The 24738-nt window shown below is 68.8% G+C and carries 19 protein-coding genes and 3 tRNA genes; 16 read left to right on the top strand and 6 right to left on the bottom strand.

Annotation, left to right across the window (positions count from 1 at the left end; all coding sequences use genetic code 11):
• Positions 1-109: 109 nt before the first annotated feature.
• From AC5592_RS05120 to AC5592_RS05100, 5 genes are all read left to right on the top strand, one after another.
• Positions 110-967 (top strand): dienelactone hydrolase family protein, encoded by an 858-nt coding sequence (locus AC5592_RS05120; protein ID WP_063063586.1) that lies wholly within the window; start codon positions 110-112, stop codon positions 965-967.
• A gap of 86 nt (positions 968-1053) precedes the next feature.
• Positions 1054-1143, top strand: a tRNA-Ser gene (locus AC5592_RS05115).
• Positions 1144-1179: 36 nt separating this feature from the next.
• Positions 1180-1252 (top strand) — tRNA-Arg (locus AC5592_RS05110).
• Positions 1253-1327: 75 nt separating this feature from the next.
• Entirely contained in the window at positions 1328-2179 is an 852-nt protein-coding gene (locus AC5592_RS05105; RefSeq protein ID WP_232329201.1) for a helix-turn-helix domain-containing protein, read from the top strand.
• A 25-nt stretch (positions 2180-2204) separates the two neighbouring features.
• The gene (locus AC5592_RS05100; RefSeq protein ID WP_036497136.1) at positions 2205-3038 is read left to right on the top strand and encodes a dienelactone hydrolase family protein; all 834 of its coding nucleotides are present in this window, start codon (positions 2205-2207) and stop codon (positions 3036-3038) included.
• A gap of 10 nt (positions 3039-3048) precedes the next feature.
• Here the strand turns inward: AC5592_RS05100 and AC5592_RS05095 are convergent, their stop codons facing one another.
• Entirely contained in the window at positions 3049-3825 is a 777-nt protein-coding gene (locus AC5592_RS05095) for a maleylpyruvate isomerase family mycothiol-dependent enzyme (RefSeq protein ID WP_063063585.1), read from the bottom strand.
• A 113-nt stretch (positions 3826-3938) separates the two neighbouring features.
• Between AC5592_RS05095 and AC5592_RS05090 the strand changes: the two genes are divergently transcribed.
• Together AC5592_RS05090 and AC5592_RS05085 are read left to right on the top strand one after the other, a co-directional pair.
• Positions 3939-5498, top strand: a complete 1560-nt coding sequence (locus AC5592_RS05090; RefSeq protein ID WP_063063584.1) for an esterase-like activity of phytase family protein — start codon at positions 3939-3941, stop codon at positions 5496-5498.
• A gap of 68 nt (positions 5499-5566) precedes the next feature.
• The gene (locus AC5592_RS05085; protein WP_157121598.1) at positions 5567-5725 is read left to right on the top strand and encodes a hypothetical protein; all 159 of its coding nucleotides are present in this window, start codon (positions 5567-5569) and stop codon (positions 5723-5725) included.
• Here AC5592_RS05085 and AC5592_RS05080 read toward each other — a convergent pair.
• The 3 genes from AC5592_RS05080 to AC5592_RS05070 form a co-directional block, all read right to left on the bottom strand.
• On the bottom strand, positions 5670-6350 hold the full coding sequence (locus AC5592_RS05080; protein WP_063920256.1) for a DUF998 domain-containing protein: 681 nt from the start codon (positions 6348-6350) through the stop codon (positions 5670-5672). The genes AC5592_RS05085 and AC5592_RS05080 overlap by 56 nt on opposite strands.
• 187 nt (positions 6351-6537) lie before the next feature.
• Positions 6538-6954 (bottom strand): very short patch repair endonuclease, encoded by a 417-nt coding sequence (locus AC5592_RS05075; protein ID WP_036497139.1) that lies wholly within the window; start codon positions 6952-6954, stop codon positions 6538-6540.
• Positions 6955-7024: 70 nt separating this feature from the next.
• A complete protein-coding gene (locus AC5592_RS05070; RefSeq protein ID WP_063063685.1) occupies positions 7025-8194 on the bottom strand; it encodes a DNA cytosine methyltransferase in 1170 nt (389 codons plus the stop codon).
• A 529-nt stretch (positions 8195-8723) separates the two neighbouring features.
• Between AC5592_RS05070 and AC5592_RS05065 the strand changes: the two genes are divergently transcribed.
• From AC5592_RS05065 to AC5592_RS05055, 3 genes are all read left to right on the top strand, one after another.
• On the top strand, positions 8724-10595 hold the full coding sequence (locus AC5592_RS05065) for an ABC transporter ATP-binding protein (RefSeq protein ID WP_084506341.1): 1872 nt from the start codon (positions 8724-8726) through the stop codon (positions 10593-10595).
• A 58-nt stretch (positions 10596-10653) separates the two neighbouring features.
• Positions 10654-12516, top strand: coding sequence for an ABC transporter ATP-binding protein (locus AC5592_RS05060; protein ID WP_063063683.1), 1863 nt, complete (start codon positions 10654-10656; stop codon positions 12514-12516).
• Between the two features lie 64 nt (positions 12517-12580).
• Positions 12581-13201, top strand: a complete 621-nt coding sequence (locus tag AC5592_RS05055) for a putative glycolipid-binding domain-containing protein (RefSeq protein WP_083870521.1) — start codon at positions 12581-12583, stop codon at positions 13199-13201.
• A gap of 12 nt (positions 13202-13213) precedes the next feature.
• On the opposite strand, the gene AC5592_RS05050 is transcribed toward AC5592_RS05055, so the two are convergent.
• The gene (locus AC5592_RS05050) at positions 13214-14164 is read right to left on the bottom strand and encodes a prephenate dehydrogenase (protein WP_063063583.1); all 951 of its coding nucleotides are present in this window, start codon (positions 14162-14164) and stop codon (positions 13214-13216) included.
• 58 nt (positions 14165-14222) lie between these two features.
• Here AC5592_RS05050 and AC5592_RS05045 point away from each other — a divergent pair, with 58 nt between their 5' ends.
• The 3 genes from AC5592_RS05045 (at position 14223) to AC5592_RS05035 (ending at position 15381) form a co-directional block, all read left to right on the top strand.
• Positions 14223-14759 (top strand): tRNA adenosine deaminase-associated protein, encoded by a 537-nt coding sequence (locus AC5592_RS05045; protein WP_036497141.1) that lies wholly within the window; start codon positions 14223-14225, stop codon positions 14757-14759.
• Positions 14756-15244: a nucleoside deaminase gene (locus tag AC5592_RS05040; RefSeq protein WP_063006988.1), complete on the top strand. Its 489-nt coding sequence runs from the start codon at positions 14756-14758 to the stop codon at positions 15242-15244. The genes AC5592_RS05045 and AC5592_RS05040 overlap by 4 nt, the downstream gene beginning before the upstream one ends.
• 46 nt (positions 15245-15290) lie before the next feature.
• Positions 15291-15381 (top strand) — tRNA-Ser (locus AC5592_RS05035).
• A gap of 53 nt (positions 15382-15434) precedes the next feature.
• Here the strand turns inward: AC5592_RS05035 and AC5592_RS05030 are convergent.
• Positions 15435-15842, bottom strand: a complete 408-nt coding sequence (locus AC5592_RS05030; protein ID WP_063063582.1) for a hypothetical protein — start codon at positions 15840-15842, stop codon at positions 15435-15437.
• Between the two features lie 497 nt (positions 15843-16339).
• Between AC5592_RS05030 and AC5592_RS05025 the strand changes: the two genes are divergently transcribed.
• Genes AC5592_RS05025 through AC5592_RS05015 form a run of 3 tightly spaced genes read left to right on the top strand, consistent with a single transcriptional unit; the run spans position 16340 to position 24734 of the window.
• Complete coding sequence (locus AC5592_RS05025; protein ID WP_232329200.1) at positions 16340-16936, top strand: GNAT family N-acetyltransferase; 597 nt, start codon at positions 16340-16342, stop codon at positions 16934-16936.
• A gap of 34 nt (positions 16937-16970) precedes the next feature.
• On the top strand, positions 16971-23297 hold the full coding sequence (locus AC5592_RS05020) for a type I polyketide synthase (protein ID WP_063063581.1): 6327 nt from the start codon (positions 16971-16973) through the stop codon (positions 23295-23297).
• 39 nt (positions 23298-23336) lie between these two features.
• The gene (locus AC5592_RS05015) at positions 23337-24734 is read left to right on the top strand and encodes an aminotransferase class I/II-fold pyridoxal phosphate-dependent enzyme (protein WP_036497146.1); all 1398 of its coding nucleotides are present in this window, start codon (positions 23337-23339) and stop codon (positions 24732-24734) included.
• The last annotated feature ends 4 nt before the right edge of the window (positions 24735-24738 follow it).

Raw genomic sequence — 24738 nt, 5'->3', positions numbered from 1 at the left:
CCGTCGGCAGGCCCGAACCGGCTGGGCGGTATGTCGGAAATTTTTTCGAGGAATGGGTACTTCCGTGCAACTTCTCCCGAATGTGACGGATGCGAACTACCCTGGTTTCATGTCGGGCATCTATCGAGATGAAGCACCATTGCGCGACAGCGGGCAGGTGGTCGACGGCGCTCCGGACCCGGCGACCGGAGGTCGGGTGCCCATCACGGTGATCGAGCCGGAGGGCTACGCGCGCGGCGGCATCGTCGTACTCCACGAGTCCCGTCAGTTTGCCGATGTATTGCTGGAAATGATGAAATCGCTGGCCGGTGAGGGCTGGATCATGGTGGCGCCCAATCTGTTCCACCGCTTCGATCGGCAGGGTGGCCACGGGGACGGCGCCGGGACGGTCAACGACCGCGATCTGGCCGCCGTCGGGGCGCGGGTATCCGACGGGCCCGGCGCGGTCGCCACCGCGGTCGCGGGCGGCGCCGGGGCCGAGCAGGTGTTCGGTGCGGATCTGTTCGCCGATTTCGACGCCTGCTTCGACTGGCTGGTCGGCCGGGGTGTCTTCCCCGACACCGTGGGCGTGCTCGGCTTCGACAACGCCGGCACCGCCGCACTGCTGGTCGCCACGAACCGGCCCATCGGGGCCGCCGTGAGCGTCGCGGCACCCGGCATCGTGGAGCCGCTGACAGCGGAGGCGGCGGCACTCGTCGACGCCGCACCACAGCTGCAGGCTCCCTGGCTCGGCCTCTACGGCAACGACGATCCGGTCAACCCGTCCGGCCACGTCGAACGCCTCCGTGATGCGGCGGCGCGCGCTTCGGTGGCCACGCTGGTCGTGAGCTATCCGGGTCTGCATCACCGCCCGGACCATCCCGGCTTCGATATGGCCGACTTCGAGCAGCTTCCCGAGGAGGAGAAGCGGCAGTTGATCGACGCGCAGACCAGAATCTTCGATTGGTTCGACAGTCACCTACGTTGACCAGCCGTTTTGCGTCCTGACCGGTTGCTCTGTACTCTTGCCTCTCGGCGGTTCGAAAGGACCGGCGCCCTCGAAAGAAGGCTCCAGGAGGCGTGCCAGAGCGGCCGAATGGGACTCACTGCTAATGAGTTGTCCCTTCACGGGGACCGGAGGTTCAAATCCTCTCGCCTCCGCCACGCCCGGGTAACCGGGCACACAACTGAACAAGACCTGCGCCCGTAGCTCAACGGATAGAGCATCTGACTACGGATCAGAAGGTTGGGAGTTCGAGTCTCTCCGGGCGCGCAGAAAGAAGGCCCCGTCGCATTGCGGCGGGGCCTTCTTCGTATTCCGTCGGCGGAGCCGGTTTACCCTGGCCGGGTGGAGGATCGCACGACCGGGTGGGAGATCGTGCGCCCGCGTGAGGTCGCGGACGGGCTGGCGATGCTCGGGTATCGCGATCGTGACGATGCCGGGCTCGAGCTTCGGGTGGCGGTGATTCCGGCGGTGACCGTGGCGGTTGATTTCGGTGGGGGTGGGCTGGTTGTGGAGACGACGGCGGCCAGTCGGGCGAGTGGGGGGATGGTGGCCGGTTTCTCCGGGGGGCTGACGGCTATTCGGGCGGAGCGGGCGGCGTGTGTCGAGGTGCGGATGTCGCCGCTGCGGGCGTATTCGGTGCTCGGGGTCGGGCCGGGGGAGTTGGGTGCTGCCGTGGGGTTGGACGAGGTGTGGGGGGTGTCGGCGGAGCGGTTGCGGGGGCGGCTGGCGGAGGCGGAGGCCTGGGAGGATCGGTTTGCGCTTACGAGAGCGTTTCTGGCGCAACGGTTCCGGGCCGATCGCACGCCGGATCCGGAAGTGGTGGCCGGGTGGAATCACATCGTGACGAGTCGCGGTCATGTCAGGATCGCCGATGTGGCCGAATCGTGCGGCTGGAGTCGCAAACGGTTGTGGACGAGGTTCGAATCGCAGGTCGGGCTCACCCCCAAGCGGGCCGCGATGCTGGTGCGGTTCCGGCATGCGGTCGAGGGGCTGGTGGCAGGCCGGCCGGCCGCCGATGTCGCGGCGTCCTGCGGGTACAGCGATCAGGCGCACATGTCCCGGGAGATCGCGAGTTTCGCCGGTCGCACGCCGGGCACGCTGGCACGTGAGACGCACACCCCGATCGGGCAGCACCGCTACCGAGCCTGGGGAACATTTTTTCAAGACCCGGCGGGGGTGGCCGGCCGAAAGTGAGGGCCCGAACGAGAAAGGGCCGGCCATGGCAGACGACGATCTTCACGATTTCGAACACGCGACTTTCACTCATGAGGGCAAGTCCCGCACGATCTTTCGGCAGGGCAGCGGGCCCGCGGTGATCGTCATGGCGGAATTCCCGGGCATCTCGCCGGATGTCTTCGACTTCGCCCGGCGGGTGGCGCGCATCGGCTGCACCGCGGTGGTGCCGCATCTGTACGGGAATCCGGGGCGGGACCCGGATCCCGCCGCGCACGGCACTCTCGCCGCGGTGGCGAATATCGCCGGTCAGTTCGGGCCGATCTGTGTCAGCCGGGAGTTCGTGGTGCTGGCGACGGGGCGCACCTCACCGGTGGTGCAGTGGTTGCGGGCGCTGGCCGAGGCCGAGCATCGGCGGTGCGGCGGGCCCGGAGTCGGCGCCGTCGGGATGTGTTTCACCGGGGGATTCGCGCTGGGGATGGCTGTGGACGATCGGCTGGTCGCACCGGTGCTCTCCCAGCCGGGTCTGCCTTTGGGTTTCACCGCGCGGCAGAAGAGCTCGATCGACGTCTCACCCGACGATCTCGACCGCATCAAACAGCGATGTGCCGCAGGGCTTTCCGTGATGGGCCTGCGCTTTCGCGGTGACCGTCGCTCACCGGCCGAGCGTTTCGACTTCCTCCGCGCACAGCTCGGCGACGCGTTCATCGCCATCGAACTCGACGACGCCGCCGCCAATCCGGACGGCGTGCTGAGCGCGCATTCGGTGCTCACCGAACATCTCATCGACGAACCGGGCGAACCGACTCAGGCCGCGCTGCACCGCGTGCTGGATTTCCTCGCCGAGCGGCTCGAGGTTCCGGGACGTGTGGATCGGTGAGTCCGGCGCCTCACAACCACGCGGGCAGATTCGGCAGATATCCGGTGAGCCCCACGCCGTCGCTGCGGCCGATCAACCACGCCAGCAGCTCCGCTGCGGGCCCGGAAATGGTGTCGGAAGGGTCGGGGCCCACCTTGGCGGTGAAATCGGTATCGGTGGCGACGAGGGTGAAGCTCGGCGGCGGTGGCTGATCCGGGTCGGAGGTCATCGGCTTGGCATCGGCGGGGCGGTGGGCAGAGGCCGCATGGTCGAATCCGGCGGACACCTCCGGCAGCATCCGGGCCACGAAGGCGGCCGGCCAGTCCGCGGGCCGGTAGCCGATGTTCAGGTCGACGTGGTGAATCTCGATCTCGCGCAGGCGTAACCACGGCACCACCGCGGCGGCCAGTTCCTTACCCGTGCGCGCCCGCACCCGGTACTGCCAGCGTTCCGGCGGCATGGCCCGGGCCAGGCCGAGGAAGCGATCCGCGGACGCGCGCAGGTCGCTCAGCTGCTCGGCGAGCGGGCGCGGCGCACCGGCCTCGATATCGGAGTCGCGCAGCAATTGGCTTGCGTACTGCGGGGTTTCGATGCCCGTGCGGGCCCACAGCAGCAGGTTCACCAGTCCGTCGGCATTGCGGGACAGGTGGGCCAGCAGATGGCCGCGAGTCCAGCCCGGCAGCAGTGACGGTTCGGCGATATCGCTGTCGTGCAACGCTTCCACCGCGCCGACCAGGGACTCGGTCGCCGCGTGCACGGCTTCGAGCAGGTCGACGGGAACGGATGATTCCGGCGCTTCGCTGGTCACCCGGCTGACCCTACCCAGCGCTGGGAACGCTCGCTGGGCGAACTCGATTGCCGTCGGATAACTGTTCAGGTTCCCGACAGCTGATCGTCGACTCGGCAGGATAGGTATCACCGGTGGGAACCAGTCATCTGCTCCGATTCGCCCTCGCCGGCGCCGTACTCTGCGCGGCCGCCGCCTGTTCGTCCGGCGGCGGCGAACCACAATGGCGCACCGACCGGGACCGGCCGCTGACCGTATCGCTCGACGACCTGTCCGCCCGCACGGGCGGTGGCGCGGCCGTCGCCTTCGGCACACCGGCGCACGGCCGCCTCGACCGCACCGCCGACGGTTCCCTGCGCTACACGCCGGAGCCCGGCTACCAGGGCGAGGACACCTTCACGGTGACCACCTCCGATGCGGTGCACCTCTATACCACCGATATCGCGCCGCTCGGCGACTTCGGCGGCACCACGGTGCAGGGCAGCGGATTCGGGTCCGCGTGGACACCGGTGCCGGGGTCGGCCGACGAGTTCTACGGGCTCACCGACCGCGGCCCGAACGTCGACGGGCCCGGCAAGAACGAAAAGCTCGTTCCCATCCCGAATTTCGTGCCGAAGATCGGCAAGTTCCGGCTGACCGGGACGCGCGCGGTACTGGAATCCACCATCGACCTGAAGAACCGTGCGGGTGTCGGCTTCAACGGACTGGTCGACACCGCCGCGTCGACCGGGGAGACCATGCGCGACCTGGACGGCCACACCTTGCCGTCCATCGACCACGGCCTGGACCCGGAGGGGCTGGTCGCCCTGCCCGACGGCACTTTCTGGGTCTCGGACGAATACGGTCCGTTCCTCGTGCACTTCGACGCGTCCGGCACCGAAATCGAGCGTCTCGCACCGGGTTCCGGCCTGCCGCGGGAACTGACGATGCGAACGCCGAATCAGGGAATGGAGGGCCTGACCGTCACACCGGACGGCCGGCGATTGGTCGGCGTGATTCAAAGTGGTTTGCAGACACCGGGTGTGGATTCCGCGCGGGAAGTGCCGATGACCCGGATCGTCACCGTGGATCTGCAGACCCGCGCCGTCGCCGAATTCGTCTATCCGCTCGAGGATCCGAAACGGAAACTCGCCGTCTCCGAAATCACCGCACTCGACGACCACACCTTTCTCGTGGACGAACGCGACGGTGAACTCGCGCCCGAGGCGAACAAGAAGCTGTGGACGATCGATCTGAACGGCGCCACCGATATCGGACCCCGAGCGAATGTGCCCGGCAACCGATACGACCCGAATCTCGGGCTGCTCGTCGGTGACACACCGCTGGAAACCTATGTCGGCAAGGTATCGACCGCCGACGGGATCGCCGCGCTCGGCAAGGCCGGAATCACCCCGGTCGCGAAGAAATCGAACCTGGACCTCGCCGGATTGGTCGCGGGACTGAATCCCGCCGGCGGATTCTTCGGCCACGACAAAATCGAGGGCGTCGCCACCACCGACGGCGGCCGCACGCTCTACATCTCCGACGACAGCGATTTCGGCCTGGCCGGAAGCACCGGCAGCGTGGCGCCCTTCGGCCTGAAACCCAAAATTCTGCCGGACGGCCGCCAGGACACCGGTGAAATCCTGCGGGTCGACACCGGGGCGCTCCCGGCGCGCACCACAACGCACACCGTCACCGTCTCGGTGGGTTAGCCGGCATTCTCAGGCTTTACCCAAGTTCCGCACAAATGCATGCCAGTCGACGCTGTCACCGTGGGTATATGAGCACAGTTGTCGAGGTACTGGTAATGGGCGTCATGCTGGCCACCTTCGCGGCCATGGCGATCGCGGGCGCGGTGGCGGAATCGGCGCCCCGCTCGCTGGTCATGCTGGGGAACGAGGAGCCGGAGGCCGTGCGTGCTTCCGCCCGTCGCCGCTGATCGCACGCTGCGCGACCCAGATCTGCACGGCGAGCGCGATCAGCCACAGCGACATGGATCCGACCTGGATGCGCTGGGCGATGCCCAGTGCGTAATTGCCCGGCAGATTGTCGGCGATCAGCATCCAGGCGGTCGCGGTCGAGCCGATGATCAGGATCCACAATCCGGAATGCCGCAGAATCGGCCAGCGCCGATAGCGGAAGGCGGCGACGCTGAACGCGATCATCGCCACGAATATCGACGTGACCGCCAGCGTGCTGGTCAGCGCGTGAATCTGGTGCAATTGCGGAAACATGCCGCTGTCCGACGGCGGGCACGGCGCCGAGCAGGTGTGCAAGGGCCATTGCGCATCGGCGATCGTGGACGCGCCGAAACAGCCCAGCGCCACCCAGCCCACGGTCGACAGACGTCGCCGCGAGAAGACGAACATCGCCGCGACCGCGGAAATCAGGGTGAGCGAACCGGCGATCGTGTCACCGAGATCGAACACCCAGCGAAAAGGACGGCCCTCGGCATCCAATTCGCTGAGGAACGACCTGATCGGGTTCAGATGGATCGGCAGGACGAACTCCAGGATCCACGACGAATAGCAGACGCCCGCGACGGCGACGGCGGCCGCGATCATCGAGCGGACGAGGCGGAACCGCACGCGCACGGGCGCGTGGTCTCGATCCAGTACGGCGACCGCACCGGATTCGTCCGCCGCACGATCGTGCGGCCCGCTCGGCGTCATTGCCCTCGTTTCACGTCATCGCCCACGTTCGGAAAGTGCCGTATTCCCGCTGCAATGTCGGCTGCACTTCCATCATGGTCTATCGCCCGGACAAAGCCGACTGCACCCGATCCGCGGCGGCGACCGAATTCTCGTGTTCCCAGATCCGCACCACCAGCCAGCCCGCGGCGGTGAGCCGCGCATCGGTATCGCGGTCGCGGGCCACATTGCCGGCCAATTTCTCCGCCCACCACTCGGCGTTGTTCTTCGGATAGGTGGCGTGTTCGGGGCAGCGGTGCCAGAAACACCCGTCCACGTACACCGCCACTTTGCGACGCGGGAACACCAGGTCGGCGCGGCGGCGCAGACCCGGAAGCGGAGCCCGGTCCACGAAATACCGCAGGCCCCGCCGATGCAGTTCGGTACGCAGCGCGGTCTCCGGGGCGGTACCCGTGCGCCGTTGCCGGGCCATCCGGGCACTGGTCACCGCGTCGGTGACGGGACGGCCGGAACTCATGCACAACCCTTACAGCGTCCACCCGCGGGCCGGTGTTCCCGGGGCCCGATTCGGTGACCGATTCGACACGTCACACCGCCGCCGAGACGTACGGGACACCCGGACTCTCCCGCGGCAGGCCTCCCATGCGGATCAGGTGGTTCTCCATATCGGCGATGAAGCCGGGCGGGAAGCGCAGCGTGCCGCGCGCGGCACGGCGCAGGAAACCGGCGGTCGCGCGCGCCGACAGCAGGCGGGCATCGTCGAGGAACCAGCGCAGATCCTCGTACGGCTCGTGCACCGGCCATGTCGACACCGGGACCCGGTAAGCCTTACCGGCATGGCCCCACGCCGCCGCCGGCCAGCGATGCGCGGTCAGCGGCGCGTACTCCGCGGCCACCCCGTCGGCGGGGGCGGCCAGGCGGGATCCGATCCACGACGCCATCCGCACACTCACCGCATTGCCGACCAGTTTCCACCGATGTCCCGGACGGACCCCCGCGGCGGCCAGTGCCGGCGCGGTCCAGTCGTGGGAAAAGCCTTGCAGCCGTTCGGCATCGGTGATTCCGGGAGTGACGATCTCACCGGCGGGCAATCGGACCGCGGGCGGGCTCGCGATACCGAGCCCGGACCCGCCCTTCAACGTCGGCACCGCATTCACCGCCCAGCCCAGTCCGCGCACCCCCTCGGTCCAGTAGAAGCCACAGGGGTCCACCTCGGGATCGCCGATCGTGCGCGGCCCCGCATCGGTGCCGAACAGCACCGGCCGCGGATCCTCCGACCGCGACGCCAGCATCAGCACCCGCTGCCGCCGCTGCGGCAGCCCGAACGCGCGCGCGTCGACCACTCGGTAGGCCCAGGTGTAGCCCAACTCCTCCAACGCGGCCGTGATGTGCCGCATCGCCTGCCCGCGTCCCAGCTGCAACATGAACGGGACGTTCTCGATCAGCAGCCAGCGCGGACCGCGCTTGCGGCGAACCAGCCGGAACACCTCGTCGACCAGACCCGAACGCTCGCCGGTGATTCCCGCCGTCCGTCCCGCCTGCGAGAGGTCCTGGCAGGGAAATCCGGCCGCCACCAATTCGGTTCCCGCGGGCAGCGCGCGCAGGCGGGTGACATCAGCATGGGTTTCGACCTCGGGAAAGCGGGCCGACAGGACCGCGCGTGCGCCGGGATCGATCTCGCACAGCAGTTCGGTATGCCAGCCGTGGGCGCTCAGCCCGAGTTCCAAACCCCCGATTCCGGCGAACAACCCGACCATCCGCGTGTTGTTCACAGCCGGTGGTCCTTTCGCCCGAATCCCCGTCGGGCACCGGCGCGGTCGCGAAGGGCCCGGGTGTGGAGGTTACTCGAGCAGGTCGGCGACGTCAGCAGTCAGTGGGTGATGTTCGTCGGATGTGTGCGGGGGCGTGCGGTATTGGAGGCGGACTATCCGGTGAGGCACTGGCTGTGTTTTTGGCCTCCGCTTCGCTCCGGCGGGGTCTCGGCCCCTTGGGCCTCGATTTTTCACTCCTCCGGTCAGTCGCTGCGCTCCCTCCCTCCGTCGCTCCAAAATAGAGGCGGGCCGAGACCCACCACTGTGCACTGTCGCGGAAAGTGGACCGGACGGCGGGACCTTTGAGGAGCGGCTGTGCTGTTCGGGCGTGCGCAGCGGCGTAGCGGTCGAAAATCGGTTGGCGGGCGGCGGGAGCGCTGGCAATCTGGAAGGTCGTACGCGCGCTCGGTCGGGGGCCGGGGCGGTGCGGTGGTGATCGATTCGGCGAAAGACGACCTGGCGAAGGGGGATTGTTGTGTCCGTCGCTACGACGGAGACCGTATCCGATTCGGAGGACGACAGAACCGGAACGGTCGACGAAGACTTCGGCGCCCGAGTGACGGGCGCGGGTTCGCTGCGGCGTCTGTGGCCGGAGATCCGGCCCTATCGGGCGGCGCTGTTCGGCAGTGCGGTGCTGTCGGGGCTCGGCATGCTGTGCGATATCGCGTTGCCGTTCGTCACCGCGCGGATCGTCGACGGCCCGGTCGCGCAGCGGGATTTCGGCGGCATCTGGGTGCCGATCGGGCTGGTCGTGGGGCTGGCGGTGCTCAGCACGGTCACCTCGTGGTGGCGGCGGTGGATCATCGCGGCGCCGGCGAGCCGGCTCGAGGTGTCCTTGCGCGGCAAGCTCTTCCAGCGATTGCAGGTGCTCTCGGTCGGCGTGCACGACGGGATGGAGTCGGGGCAGCTCACCTCGCGCGCGATCACCGACATGTCCACCCTGCGGCGCTTCTTCGCCTTCGTCGCGCCCTCGCTGCTGTCACTGAGTGCGACGCTGGGTGTGGGCGTGGCACTGCTGTTCGTCCTGAGCTGGGAGATCGGGCTGATCGAACTGCTCATCGCGGTTCCGCTCGTCCTGCTCGCACTGCAATTCGAACAGGGTTACGGTCGCGCCTCGCGTCGCGCGCAGGACCAGTCCGGGCATCTCGCCACGACGGTCGAGGAGTCCGCGCAGGGTATCCGCGTGCTGAAGGCGTTCGGCCGCGGCCCGTGGTTCGGACGCCGGTTCCGCGCCGAGGCGCGGGAACTACAGACCCTCGAGCTCGCCAAGGTACGGTTGGCCGCACGGCTGTGGACGGCATTGAACACGTTGTCCGCGTTGGGTATCGCGGCCGCACTCGCCGTCGGCGGGTATCTGCTCACCGAACAGGCGATGACGGTCGGCGCCCTGGTCGCCGGCATCACACTGACCACCTACCTGCAGTGGCCGATCATGGGCTTCGGCTTCCTGCTGGCCGAGATGAACCACGCCCGCACCGCGGCGCAACGGTTCTGGGAGGTGATCGATACACCCGTCGAGATCACCGATCCGGAACATCCCGTCGCCCCGCCGCGGCCGCTGCGTGGTGAATTGCGTTTCGACCGGGTGCGTTTCCGCTTCCCGGACGCCGACCGCGATCTGCTGCACGACATTTCGCTGCGGCTGCGGCCGGGCGAGACGGTCGCGGTGGTCGGCGCCACCGGCAGCGGTAAGTCGGCGTTGCTGGGCCTGGTGCCGCGATTGTTCGACGTCGCGGCGGGCGCGGTGACGATCGACGGAATCGATGTGCGCTCGATGCGGCTGTCGGATCTGCGGTCGCAGGTCTCGGTGGCCTTCGAGGATCCGGTGCTGTTCTCGGCCAGCGTGCGGGAGAACATCATCCTCGGCTATCCCGACGCCGGCGAGGAGAGGATCCGCGCCGCACTCGAGGTGGCCTGCGCCGCGCGGTTCGTCGACGAGTTGCCGTGGGGCCTGCGCACCCGGATCGGGGAGCAGGGCATGAGCCTGTCGGGCGGGCAGCGGCAGCGGCTGGCGCTGGCGCGAGCCGTGCTGGACCGGCAGAAACACTCCGGCGGGCACATCGTGGTCCTGGACGACCCGCTCTCCGCCCTGGACGTGAGCACCGAGGAACAGGTCCAGGTGCGGCTGCGCGAGGCGCTGGCCGGAGCCACCGTGCTGCTGGTGGCCCACCGCCCGTCGACCGCGGCCTGGGCGGACCGGGTGGCCGTCCTCGACGGCGGCCGCATCATCGCCGACGGACCTCACGAACGACTACTCGAAACCTGTTCGCGCTACCGGGAATTGATGGGAGGTGAGCTCGATGCCGGAGAACCCGAGCGAGGACGCAGCTTCGCGCACGAACACTGACCGGGTGGGCACGATCACCGACCGCCCGGGCGCCGCGGCGCACGACGAGGCAGCCGAAATCCTGCGCGTCGACGCCGATTCCGAGGCCGACTGGCGGGGTGTAGCCGCCGAGGAAGGCGAGCAGACCGATGCGGTCAACCTCGCTCTGGCGGCACGGTCGCGCCACCTGCTGTGGTCGCTGATCCGGCCCTACCGCAGGTGGGCGGCCGCTGCGCTGGTGCTGATCGTGATCGACAACGCCGCCCTGGTGGCGACGCCGCTGTTCGTCGCCCACGGCGTCGACACCGGGGTGGGGCGCGCGCTCGACGGCGACTGGTTGCCGCTGGCACTGGCCGTGGGCGGCATTCTGGGCTGCACCGCGCTCGGTGGCGTGACGACCTTCCTCTTCCTGCGCATCTCCGGCAGGTTGAGCCAGCAGGTGCTGTTCGATCTGCGGCTGCGGGTCTTCACGCACGTGCAGCGGCTCTCGATCGATTTCCACGAGAACTACACCTCCGGCAAGATCGTCGCGCGGCTCACCAGTGATTTGGAATCGCTCGAGGATCTGCTCGAGCGTGCGCTCAACGACGCGCTGAGCGCCGTGCTGTCGGTGGTGACGATCGCCGCGATCCTGCTGTGGCTCGATATTCCGCTCGCCGCGGTGGTGCTGCTCGGTTTCGTCCCGTTGGTTTTCGTGACGCGCTGGGCGCAGCGGCGCCAGCGCGCCGGCTACCGCCGCACCCGGGGCGCGATCGCGAAGGTGGTCGTGCATTTCGTCGAGACCATGGGCGGAATCCGTGCGGTGCAGGCCTTCCGGCGCGAGGAGCGCAACGAGGCCATTCTGGTCGATTCCGATGCCGAATACCGAGCCGCGAATATCACTGCGCTGCACGGGATGGCGGCCTACATCGGCCTGGTTCGGTTGATCAGCAATGTGACGAACGTCGTCATCCTGGTCGTCGGTGCGTGGCGAGTCATCCACGGCCACACCGAAATCGGTGTGCTCGCGGCCTTCCTGCTGTACCTGCGGCAGTTCTACGGCCCGCTGGACGAATTGGCCCAGGTGTTCAACTCCTATCAGTCCGCGGCGGCCGCGCTGGAGCGGGTATCGGGTGTGCTGGAGGAGCGGCCGAGCGTGGCCGAACCCGACGCCCCGCATCCGCTCGAGCGCCCGCGAGGTGAACTGAGCCTGACGGATGTCGTCTTCGGCTACCCGAGCCGCGACGATGTGTCCGGCAGCGCGGCTCACCCCGCGCGGTCGGTGCTGCCGAGATTCTCGCTCACCGTCGAGGCCGGTCAGATCGTCGCGCTGGTCGGTGCCACCGGTGCCGGAAAGTCGACCCTGGCCAAGTTGATCGCGCGGTTCTACGACCCCTCGTCGGGCACGGTGTCGCTGGACGGCATCGACCTGCGCACGATCGCCGACGCGGACCTGCGCCGTGCGGTCGCGATGGTGACGCAGGAGTCGTACCTGTTCTCCGGTTCGGTCGCCGACAACATCCGGCTCGGCCGGCCCGACGCCACCGATGCCGAGGTGTTCGTGGCGGCCCGCGCGGTCGGGCTGTACGACTTCGTGAAGTCGCTGCCGGACGGCTTCGACACCGATGTGCGCAAACGCGGCGGGCGATTGTCGGCCGGTCAGCGCCAGCTCGTCGCCTTCGCTCGCGTCTTCCTGGCCGATCCCGCGGTGATCGTGCTGGACGAGGCCACCTCGAGCCTCGACATTCCGGGCGAGCGGCAGGTACAGCGCGCGCTCGAGACCGTGCTGCGCGGGCGGACCGCGGTGATCATCGCGCATCGGTTGTCGACCGTCGCCATCGCCGACCGGGTGCTGGTGATGGATTCCGGGCGGATCGTCGAGGACGGTACGCCCGCGGATCTGATCGCATCGACCGGACGTTTCGCGGCGCTGCACACCGCGTGGCGCGAATCACTGGTGTAGCGCGGGTGAACAACTCGCGCGCCGCGACCACACCGCGAGCCCGGTTGTCACCTACGGTAGAGGGGTGAGTAAGCCAGCCCAGGGCAATTCCGAGACCGCCCAGGCGAGCGAGGCCGCGGCGCCCCGCTGGCCGGCGGTGCTCACCTGGCGCGCGCACGACGCGTCCCGGATGGAATCGGTCCGCGTGGTCCTCACCGGTAACCGGATCCGTGCCTCCGGTCGCATCATCGCCGGGGGCTGTGGTGAACATCCCGCGTTCAGCGCGTCCTACGACCTGGTCACCGACGAGGTGGGCCGCACGAAGCGGCTGTCGCTGCGCAGTACCGTCGCCTCGGGTGAACGGCATGCCTCGATCGCCCGGGACGAGGAGAACTACTGGCTCGTCGATGCCGGCGGCACTCACGTGCGGTCCATGTTCGGCGGTGCGCTGGATGTGGACGTGGTGCTGAGCCCGCTCTTCAACACCCTGCCGATCCGCCGTTTCGGGCTTGCGCACGCCACCGAGGACGTGCAGGTTCCGGTTGTCTACGTGCGGGTTCCGGATCTGCTCGTGCAGGAGGCGATTCTCACCTACAGCAGCGGCGCCGACGGGATCCATGTGCTCTCGCCGGTGTCGAGCGCGACCGTGACCGTCGACGACGACGGATTCGTCCTCGACTATCCGGGCCTCGCCGAGCGGGTCTGACTCGCTCGGTTCTCAGTCCAGTGAGCGGATCACGCCGCCTCGGCGTCCCGCATCGCGCAACCGTTCCAGCCAATCCTGATCGCCGGGGCGGATATCGGTGATGTCCCAGCGCCGCAGGGTGTCGTAGCGGTCGCGTTCGCTGTAGCCCGCATCGATCAGTTCGCCGAGGGTGCCCTCGTCGCGCAGGCTGTCGCGCGCGGCCTCGAGCAGGCGCAGCGCGTCGTCGATCGCCTCGGTGAGCGCGGCGGCGTTCGGTTCGCAGATCGCGCGCACCAGCTCGGGGGCGGTCGCGGCGACCCGGGTGCCGTCGCGGAACGAGCCCGCGGCCAGACCCAGAGCCAGATCGCCGCCCGCGGCTCCCGCGACCGCCAGCGCCTCGGCCAGCACGTGCGGCAGATGCGAGATGCGGGCCACCGCACGATCGTGTTCGTCCGCCAGGACCGGCACCACGCTCGCACCGCAGTCCAGCGCCAGCCGCGCGACCCGGTGCCATGGTTCGGCGCGGGTGCCCGGGTCCACGCCGACCGCCCAGGCCGCGTCGCGGAACAGCTCGGGAGACGATGCGGCCCAGCCGGATTCGGCCGTTCCCGCCATCGGATGCCCGCCGACGTAGCGCGCGCCCAGTTCCTGGCGGTGGACCTCGGCGCGCACCGGTTGTTTCACACTCACCACATCGGTCAGCGGGCAGTCGGGCGCGAACGTCTTCACATCGGCGAGAACGGTGTCGATGGCCGGCATCGGCACCGCCAGCACGATCAGCGCATCGTCGGCGGCGGCCCGGGACAGCACCGCCGCGATATCGGATTCGACGTCGAATCCGTCGGCCCGGGCGGCCTGCGCACCCGGAGCCGACCGGTTGTAACCCCAGGCCCGGTAGCCGGCCGCGGCCGCCGCGCGCAGCAGGGAGCCGCCGATCAAACCCGTACCCAGTACGCACACCGAGGAATTCCGATCGCCTGTCATCGGATCAGATTCGCATACGACTTCAACATTTCCGCCGAAGCCGACTACCGTTGCGGCCATGGCACAGCGCTCGAGCACGAACAGGGCCGCGTCGGACGATTACGACGATGTGGAAGGGTTCGCCGTGGCGGTCGTCCGCGAAGACAGCACGTGGCGCTGCAGCCCGCTCAGCGCCGCGGCACTGTCGAGTCTGTCCGCGGCCGAGGACGAACTGCGCGCCCTGCGCAGCACCGGTGCGGTATTCGGATTGCTGGACGTCGACGACGAATTCTTCATCGTCCTGCGGCCGGGTCCGACCGGGAGCCGGTTGCTGATCTCGGACGCCACCGCCGCGATCGATTACGACATCGCCGTCGAGGTGCTCGACGCGCTGAACGTCGAAGTCCCCGATATCGATCCGGACGAACTGGATGATATCGATCCGTGGGAGGAAGGCGATCTGGGTGTCCTGGCGGACCTCGGCCTGCCCGAGCCCGTGCTCAGCGTGATCCTCGCGGAAACCGATCTGTATCCGGACGAACAGCTGGGAATGGTCGCGCAGCGGCTGGGCTTCGCCGACGAATTCTCCGCGGTCCTGGACAAGCTGCACCGTTGAGCCCGGGGGCAGCGCCTAGTCCGGGGTCACCTCCGGGAGACGAGGATCTCGTCCGGGCCGCCCTCGCCGCCGCGGCGCAGACCGACCCGCGCGACGTCCCGGTCGGTGCGGTCGTCTTCGACGCGAACGGCCGCGAACTGGCCCGGGCCGGCAACGCCCGGGAGGCGCTCGGCGACCCGACCGCGCATGCCGAGATCCTGGCGCTGCGCCGCGCCGCCCAGGTATACGGCGACGGCTGGCGGCTCGAGGGCGCGACGCTGGCGGTGACGTTGGAACCGTGCACGATGTGCGCCGGAGCGCTGGTCCTGGCCCGGGTCCGCCGCGTCGTCTTCGGCGCCTGGGAGCCCAAGACCGGTGCGGTCGGCTCGCTCTGGGACGTGGTGCGTGACCGTCGCCTCAACCACCGGCCCGAGGTCCGAGGTGGCGTGCTCGAGGCCGAATGTGCGGCCGTCCTGGACGCCTTCTTCCGCGCTCAACGCCCCTGACCACCCGATTTCGGTTTCGCTGCGCCCGTCCGGTAAAGTCACCTGCGGTGGCGTGTCCGAGCGGCCTAAGGAGCACGCCTCGAAAGCGTGTGTGGGGTAACCCCCCACCGAGGGTTCAAATCCCTCCGCCACCGCCACAGCCTCCACCCGGGTTCCGGGTGGAGGCTTTTTCCGTCCGCACCGGCCGTCGTCACCCGGCCGAACCGGTGCGAGTCTTCGGTGCGTCCGGGTCGTGGCGGACGGCCTTGAAGTAGCTGATCCGAGTCGGCTCGGTCCGCAGCACCGTGGTGTCGGCACCGCCGATGTGACCGGGCCGCTCGACCACCAGCGGCGGACATTCCACTCCCTCGACCCGCACCGTCTGATGTGCGCGCACGACCAGGTTGAACGGGGTTTCGGTCTCTGAGATCCCGCCGACGACCCGGCAGTGCTGCCACGCCTCGATCAGGTAGGTCTCGTCCGTGTCGTTGGTGCAGGTCGTCTCCGTGCACGAGACCCCTGCGGGAAACGGCTGTGCGGAGGCCGAGGGAGCGAGGGCGGCGACCGCGGCGCAGACGGCGCCCGAAGCGATGCCGACGGCGAGAATCCGTGCGTTCAAAATGTCCGGTTCCTTTCGACCTCTACGCGACGGCAGCGGTCGAGGTCCGGACTCGTACCGTCGCGGCGACGACACCGTCGCGCTCCCGATTGTCCGGTATTTCCGTCTCGGTCGGGGTGCTGATTCCCCGCCACCGGTAAGCCGGGGGCCGTATCCGGCTGCGCGGACGGACATCGCCGTCGTTTGCCCCAATGTCGCTGTGCCACCGAGGTTTACCGGGTCGACGGCAACCGTTCGCGCCGTGAGCTGCCGACTCGGTTGTGTATTTCCTTGTGGAAGTAAGGGTTTCGCGGCGATTGCCCGGCGCCGAGCACTGTGCACATTCCTAGCGTCGTGTCGTACCCGCGTGTTCTACTGCACATTACCGACTAGTAGGAAGTGCGGCGGTCTGAGGTAATCTAGCGACCAGTTGCTTGCCGGACGTCCCGCCGTCGCAGTCGGGCAGTGCGCAGATCATGTGAGGGACAACAACTTTGACTACACCGGAGAGTCCGGTCGTGCGGACCGCGACGCGCGACGACATCGCCGGAATGGTGCGGGTACTGGCCGCGGCCTTCGCCCACGACGATCCGATCGAGGAATACGTCTTTCCGGACGAAAACGTCCGGCACCGGCGCGCGCCCCGGATGTTGCGGACCATGATCGAGCACCGCTTCCTGCCGGCCGGTGGTGCCGAGGTGGCGGAGTTGGACGGCCGCATCGTCGGCGCCCTGCTCTGGTATCCCGACGGTTACCGGCCCGGCGGGCTCCGCGAATTCCTCGCGGGCCCACTGTTTCTCGCGGGCATGGGCACCGCCGTGGGAAGGGGAACCGAGGTCGACCGGACCATGGATCGGGCGGCACCGGCCGAACCCCATCTGTTCCACGTCTACCTCGGAACCGATCCGGCACTGCAGCGCAGCGGCGTCGGCCGGGCGCTGTACGCGTCGTTCACCGACAAGGCCGACCGGCAGGGCGTACTCCTGTGCGGAATCTGCAAGGACGAGAACGTCGGCTACTACGAGGCCCTGGGTAACGAACGCACCGGGTCCGTCCGGCTGGGCCGGACGGGCCCGGAAATGAACATCATGATTCGCCGACCGCGACCGCTCTGATCAGCGGGAATTTCGAGTCGGCCGAGGAGTCGCTGTGTCTGACATTGCCATCGTCGGAATCGGATGCCGGTACGCCGGCGGTATCGATTCACCGGAATCCTTCTGGGACTTCGTGATCAACAAACGGGACGGGGTCACCGAGATCCCGGCCGACCGCTGGGATTGGCGGCGCTACTACGACGCCGACCGCCGCACCCCCGGCCGCATGTACACCAAGCGCGCCGCCTTCATGACCGGCGATCCGTGGGAGTTCGATCCCGACTTCTTCGGCATCTCCCCGCGCGAGGCGGCCGCGATGGACCCGCAGCAGCGACTCGTCCTGGAAGTGGTGTGGGAGGCGCTCGACGACGCGGGTGTCGCCGGTCGCAGCGCCGGTTCGGGGCTCGGCGTCTACATCGGCGCCTTCACCCTCGATCAGCTGGCGGTATCGGTCGGCGGACCGGCGCTGCCGCATGTCGACATGCACACCGCGGCCGGCGCGTCGTACACGATGCTCTCGAACCGGATCGCCTACGCGCTCAACCTGACCGGTCCGGCGGTCACCGTCGATACCGCCTGCTCCTCGTCGCTGGTCGCCCTGCATCTGGCCTGCCAGGCCATCGAGAGCGGTGACTGCGAATACGCGCTGGCGGGCGGTGTGACCGTGATGGCGCAGCCGGAACCGTTCGTCTCCATGTGCAAGGGCGGATTCCTCGCCGCCGACGGCCGCAGCAAACCGTTCGACGCCGCCGCCGACGGTTACGGCCGTGGCGAGGGCGCCGGCATCGTGGTGCTGAAGAAGCTCGCCGATGCCGAACGCGACGGCGACCGCGTCTACGCGGTGGTCAAGGCCACCGGATCGAATCAGGACGGCCGCACCACGGCCATCACGGTTCCGAACGCGGATTCCCAGGAAGCGCTGGCCAAGACCGTGATCGAGCGCTCCGGAATCCCGGCGCACGAGATCACCTACGTGGAGGCCCACGGCACCGGAACGCCGGTGGGCGACCCGCTGGAACTGCGAGCCATCGGCCGGGCCTACGGCGCCGCCACCGGACGGCCGGGCCCGGTCGGCGTCGGCTCGGTGAAGGCGACGCTGGGCCATACCGAGGCCGCGTCCGGTATCGCGAGTGTCATCAAATCGGCGCTGGCCATCACCCACCGCACCATCGCGCCGCAGGGCTGGCTGGACACTCCCAACCCCGATATTCCCTTCGAGGAACTGGGAATTCGCCTCCAGACCGAGGCCGAACCGGTCGGCCCCGAGGTCGAGCGCATGACGGTGGCCGTCAACGGTTTCGGATACGGCGGCACCAACGCGCACGCGATTCTGCAGGAGTATGCGGGCGCTCCCGAAACCGACCGGGCTCCACAGCATTTCGGTGTACTGCCACTCTCCGCGCGAAACGAGACCGCGGTCCGGCAACTGGCTCGCGGCGTCGCCGAACTGATCGCCGAGGGGGCCGACCCCGGCCGGCTGGCCGAGGCCGCGTGGCGGCGTCGCAATCACCACAACCATCGCGCCGCGATCACCTTCGGTGACGACACCGAACTGGTCCGGGGCCTGGTGGAGTTGGCGAACGGTGAGGGCCGAGTCGGCCGCACGGTCGCCAAGCGCACCGCCGAGCCGGTGTACGTCTTCACCGGTATGGGCCCGCAGTGGTGGGGTATGGCGCGCGAATTGCTCACCACCGACACGGCTTTCGCCGACGAGGCGCGCCGCATCGACGCCGTGTTCACCGACATCGCGGGCTGGTCCGTCGTCGAGGAGTTGCTGCGCCCCGAAGAGGAGTCGAGGGTCACCTCGACCGCCGTCGCGCAACCGGCGAACTTCCTGGTCCAGGTCGCGCTGTACGCGGCGTTGCGCGAATACGGAATCGAACCCGCCGTCGTCGTCGGTCACAGCGTCGGCGAGGTCTCGGCCGCCTACGTGACCGGAATGCTGTCGCTGCGTGACGCGCTGCTGGTCAGCTATCACCGTGCCCGGTTGCAGGCCACGACGGCCGGGACGGGCGGCATGCTGGCGATCGGATTGCCCGCCGAGGCGGCTCGCGAGGTCATCGCCGCCGACAGCTCGGTCGATATCGCGGCGATCAACTCACCCTCGGCCGTCACGCTGGCCGGTGCGGCCGACCGCCTCGACGAGATCGCCGAAAAACTCACCGCCGACGGCATTTTCGCGCGCCGGCTACAGGTCGAGGTGCCCTACCACAGTCATCTGATGGATCCGATCCTGGACGAGCTGCGCGAGGTGCTGGCCGGGCTCACCGTCGCCGAACCGCGCATCCCGCTGTACTCCACGGTCACCGGCGAACAGGTCACCACGGCCGACTGGAATGCCGACTACTGGTGCGCGAACGTGCGGCAGCCGGTGCGGTTCGCCGATGCGATCACCGCGCTGGTCCGCTCCGGCAACCGGGTGTTCGTCGAGGTCGGCCCGCATCCGGTGCTCGGGGCCAATATTCGCGAGATCCTCATCGGCGCGGGTGAAACCGGGACGACGGTGGCGACCCTGCACCGCAAACAGCAGGATGCCGACAGTCTGCGCCAGACCCTGTCCGGGCTGTACGCGGCCGGAGTTCTCGACATCGACGCGCTGTTCGCGGGAGTGCCGCATCCGACGCCGCACATCGATCTGCCGCGCTATCCGTGGCAGCGCACCCGGCTGCGCAACGAACTGCCGGAATTCCGGCTGCTGCGCCACGGCACACCCGACGCGCACCCGATGCTCGGTGATCAGCATCCCGACGATTCCAACGCCTGGCGGGTGGAACTGTCGCTCGCGGCGTTACCGTGGCTCGCCGATCACGTCGTGGGCGGCACCCGGATCCTGCCCGGCGCGGGATATCTGGATGCCGCGCTGAGCGCCGCCGCGGTGCGCACCGAATCGGATCAGGTGGCCGTGGAAGGCGTGCGGTTCGTCGCGCCGCTGGTGGTCGAGGAGGGCGAGGCGCCGATCGTCGAACTTCACGTGGAGGATTCGACCGGGCGCTTCACCATCCGCTCCCGGGGCGCGGCCGGAACCATCTGGACCGTGCACGCACTGGGCCGCCTGGTCGAAGGCGGCTACGCGCCCATCACCGCGGATGTGCCCGATGTCGAGCGGATGCTCGCGGTCGAGCCCGCCGAGTTCTACGCCGGATTGGCCGCGCGCGGACTGGAATACGGCCCGAGCTTCCAGCGCGCCACCGCGATCCGGATCTCGCCGGACACCGTGGTCGCACAACTCGACGGCACCATCGGCCAGGGCGAGCGGTATCTCGCCCATCCCGCGATCGTCGATGCGGCGCTGCAGAGTGTGGCCGCCCTGCTCGCCGGCCGCGGTGGTGCCCAGGAGGGCGCGATGGTGCCGGTCGGCGTGCGCACCGTCCGCCGCCTCGCGCCCCTGCCGGAGGAGGTCACGGCCGTGGCCCGGTTCACCGAGGGCGACCGGCCGCTGGCCGATATCGATCTGCTCGATGCCGAGCGCACCGTGGTCATGCAGATCAGGGGGATGGAATTCGGTTCCCTGACTCCGGGCCGCGGCCCGCTGCAGCGCATGACCGACATGTTCTACGAGGAACGGTGGGAGCTGCGCGATCCGGTCGACACATCCGCGCTTCCCGGCAACGACGGCCTGTACACCCTGGTCCTCGGCTACGGCGAGAACATCGACTCGCGGATCGAGCGGGTGCGCGATGCCGTCGCGGGCGGTGCCGGCTCGGCCGTCCTCCTGCTGGACCCGGCCGATACCGATCTGGAACCTCAACTGGCACAACGACTTCGCGATATATTCGACGACGAGGACGTGCGACGGCTGCACGTCTGCGTGATTCCCGGACACGCCCCCGACGGTGATGTGGCCGCGCTGTGGACATTGCGCCGGATCGCGGTGACGCTGGACGGCTATCTCGAGGAGCGGGTCACCGAGCACGAGATCGAAATTCCGCTGACCGGCGACGGCTCGATGTACGTGACCGTGGTCAGCGCCCACGCGTACGCCCATCCCGCGGACGAGACGGCGCCGGATCCCAGTCAGGCGGCCATCGCCGGCGCTCGTCGCGTGCTGCTCAACGAACAGTCCCGGCTGCGCTGGCGACTGGTCGATATCGATGCCGGCACGACGGTCGCGGACCTGTCCGCGGAACTGGCGATCCCCGGTGGCTTCCAATACGACCTGGTCGACGAGGCCGTGTTGCGCAACGGCCTGCGCTGGACCACGGTCGTGACCCGAACGCTGCCCGAGCGGCTCGACGCCCTCGACACCGCCGAACCGCTCACCGACCCCGAGGCGAATTTCGAACTGGAACTGCCTCGTTCGCGCACCTTCGCGCGGCTGGGCTGGCGGCGTTGCGATCGGCGCGAACCCGGTCCGGGCGAGGTCGAGGTCCGGATGCGGGCCGTGGGCCTCAACTACAAGGACGCGCTGAAGGTGATCGGCGTCCTCGGTGAACGTGAACTGTCGGAAACCTTCTTCGGCCTGGTGCCGGGTATGGAAGGCGGCGGCGAGGTGGTCCGGGTCGGTCCGGGCGTCACCGACTACGCCGTCGGCGACGCGGTGAGCCTGACCTCCAAGGGCATGGTCGCGCGCTACCACACCACCTCGACCGATTCGCTCACCCACGTGCATCCCGACACCGATGCCGGCCGGTGCAGCAGCGTTACCGCGTTCACCACCGCCGAGTACTCGTTGCTCGAACTGGCACGGATCCGTGCCGGTGAGACCGTGCTGGTGCACGGTGCGGCGGGCGGTGTCGGCAGCGCGGCGGTGCAGATCGCGAAGTTGCACGGCGCCACCGTGATCGGCACCGCGAGCAGCGAGCAGCGACGCGCCTATGTCCTGGCCGAGGGCGCCGATCACGTGGTCGGCTCGCGGTCGCTCACCTTCGTCGACGAGGTGCTCGCCCTCACCGGCGGCCGCGGCGTGGACGTGATCATCAGCTCCGCGCCGGGAGAGATCCTGCGCCAGAACTTCGCGGTGATCGCCGAATTCGGCCGCATCGTGGAGATCGGCAAGGCCGATATCTACACCGGCGGCATGCTGGATCTGTCGGCGTTCGACAAGAACGTCTCCTACTTCTCCTTCGATCTGGACCGGATGCTGCGGCTGCGGCACACCGAGGTGATGGAGCTGGGCCGCAAGGTCAATGCCAGTTTCGACGACGGCACCTATCGGCCGCTGCCGTTCCAGAAGTACGGAACCGCCGAGGTCGCTCAGGCCTTCGAGGAGGTGGCCCGCTCGACCCGGATCGGCCGCGTCGCGCTCGATCTGACCGAGGACCGACCGCTGGTCCGTCCGCAGCTGCCCGAGATCGAGATCGATCCCGCGGCCCAGTACCTGATCACGGGTGGTTTCGGTGCCTTTGGCCTGGCCACCGGGCGGTGGCTGGTGGGCCATGGCGCTCGCCGGCTGACGTTGCTCGGCCGCGGCGGTGCCACCACCGAGGCCGCCGTCGCGCAGCTCGCGGCCTGGCAGGCCCAGGGCATCGAGGTCACGATCGAGCGGGTCGACATCACCGATGCCGATGCCGTGGCGGCGGTCGTCGCTCGCGCGCACCGGCCGGAGCATCCGCTGCGCGGGATGTTCCACACCGCGGGCGCCATCGACGACAAGCGCATCACCGTGATGGATGCCGAGAGTCTGGCGAAGGTGTTCCGGGCGAAGGCCGACGGTGCGCGTGCGCTCGTCGCCGGTGTCCAGGCCGCGGGGGCGCGGCTCGACCAGTTCGCGCTGTGGTCCTCCGGTAGTGCGATGTTCGGCGGTGTGGGCCAATACGCCTACACCGCGGCCAATATCGCGCTGCAGGCGATCGGGGATACGGTGATCCGCGCGGGCGGCACCGCACTGGTCGTCGGCTGGGGCCATATGTCCGGCGGCGGTATGGCCGACGACGAGCACATCGCGCGATATCTGCGCAACACCGGCTTCGATTCGATCACCATGGACGAGGGAACCGAATATCTGGAGCAGGCGCTGCGACTGGGCGTCACGCAGGCCTCGATCATTCCGGTCGACTGGGCCAAGGTGAACGCCACCGCGCCGTTCTTCGCTCAGACCGGGCGCACGAAGGAACTGATCGCCGCTGCGGCACAGAACGATTCGGCCGCCGCGCGGCTGCGCGTCCAGCTCGCCGAACTCGACGAGGGTAAGCGCAACGAGGTGGTCGCCTTCATGCTGGCCGAGCAATTGGCGCAGGTCATGGGTGTCTCCGCGGACTCGATCGACCTGACGGTCCCGGTGCCCGAACTCGGATTGGACTCGCTGATGGCGGTGGAATTCGGTGCGCTGGTGACGAAATCGCTGGGCGTGGAACTGATGTCGATGAAGATGGGCCGCTCGTTCAGCCTCGAACAAGCGGGTGCGCGGGTTGCCGAGGCGATCGTGCAGGGGGCGACGGGATGAGAAGGTCGCAGCCGTCTGCTGCGCCGGAGAGGATGCGGGATGAGTGAATCGGCGCGGGATCTGGCGCGGAAGTTGTTGTCCGGCACGGCGTCCGGTGCGACCGGTGCGCCGGCGTCGGCTCCCGTGACGTCCGGTGGCCCGAGCGCTGCGTTCACGGGCGCCAACACCAGACCGGCCCGCCCGCGCCGCGGCCCCGGACGCCAATTCGCCGACCACCCCGAGGTCGCGGCGATGGTGCAGAAGCGGGCGGCGATCGCGGCGGTGCACGAGCACAGCGGCACACCGAATCCGATGTTCCTCGTACGGGAGAGCCCGAACGACACCGTGATTCGGTGGCAGGGCCGGGATCTGGTGAACTTCAGCGCCTACAACTATCTCGGCCTGGGCAACCATCCGAAGGTGGTGCAGGCGGCCAAGGACGCGCTGGACACCTATGGCGCCTCCGCCTCGGCCAGCCGCATCGTCGCCGGGGAGATCCCGATCTACGCCGAACTCGAACAGCGCCTGGCCGCGATGTACGACGTCGGCGACGCGATGGTCACGACCAGCGGCTATCTCACCAACGCCGGGGTGATCGGCTTCCTGCTGGGCGCCGACGACGTCGCGATCTGCGATTCGCTCATCCACGGCAGCGTGATCTCCGGCGTGCAGTGGTCGGGAGCGAGGCGGCTCAACTTCCGTCACAACGATCCGGAGTCGCTGCGTTCGGTGTTGCGCATGTCGCGCGGGAACTTCGATCGGACGCTGGTCGTGGTCGAGGGTCATTACAGCATGGACGGCACCGTCGGGCGGGTGAGCGAGATAGCCGCCATCGCACGGGAATTCGACTGTGCCGTCATGGTCGACGAGGCGCATTCCCTCGGCGTCTTCGGGGAGCGCGGCCACGGCATCCGCGAGCACTACGGGATGCCCGGCGACGCGGTCGACATCTGGATGGGCACCCTGTCGAAGGCGCTGGGCAGCTGCGGCGGTTTCATCGCCGCCGACGCGGACCTGATCGCCGCGATGAAGGCCGCCGCGCCGGGTGTGGCCATGCTGACCGGCGGCCCCGCACCCTCGACCATCGGCGCCGCGCTGGCCGCGCTCGACGTCCTCGAGGCCGAACCGCAGCGACTGCGCCGGCTGTGGTCCAACGCCGAGCACTTCCGCACCCTGCTCGGCGAGCGCGGCATCGACCTCGGCATCTCCGAGGGCACCCCGATCTGCCCGGTGATCGTCCCCGGCGAACTGCGCGCCGGTTACGTCGCCACGACGCTACTGCGCAACGGCGTCTACGCGGGCGCGATCTCGTCGCCGGCCGTGCCCGCCGGTCAGGAACGCCTGCGCTTCTTCCTGACCTCCGAACACGAACCCGCCCAGTTGGAGGCCGCCGCCGACCTGTTGCGGGAGGCCGTCGCCGGCGCCGCCCAACTGCCGGACCTGGGCGTGACCGGCTGAGCTC

The sequence above is a fragment of the Nocardia violaceofusca NBRC 14427 genome, assembly GCF_963869435.1.
Lineage (GTDB): Bacteria > Actinomycetota > Actinomycetes > Mycobacteriales > Mycobacteriaceae > Nocardia > Nocardia aobensis.
The sequence above is the reverse complement of the archived record's forward strand: the minus strand, read 5'-3'. Positions and strand labels throughout refer to the sequence as shown.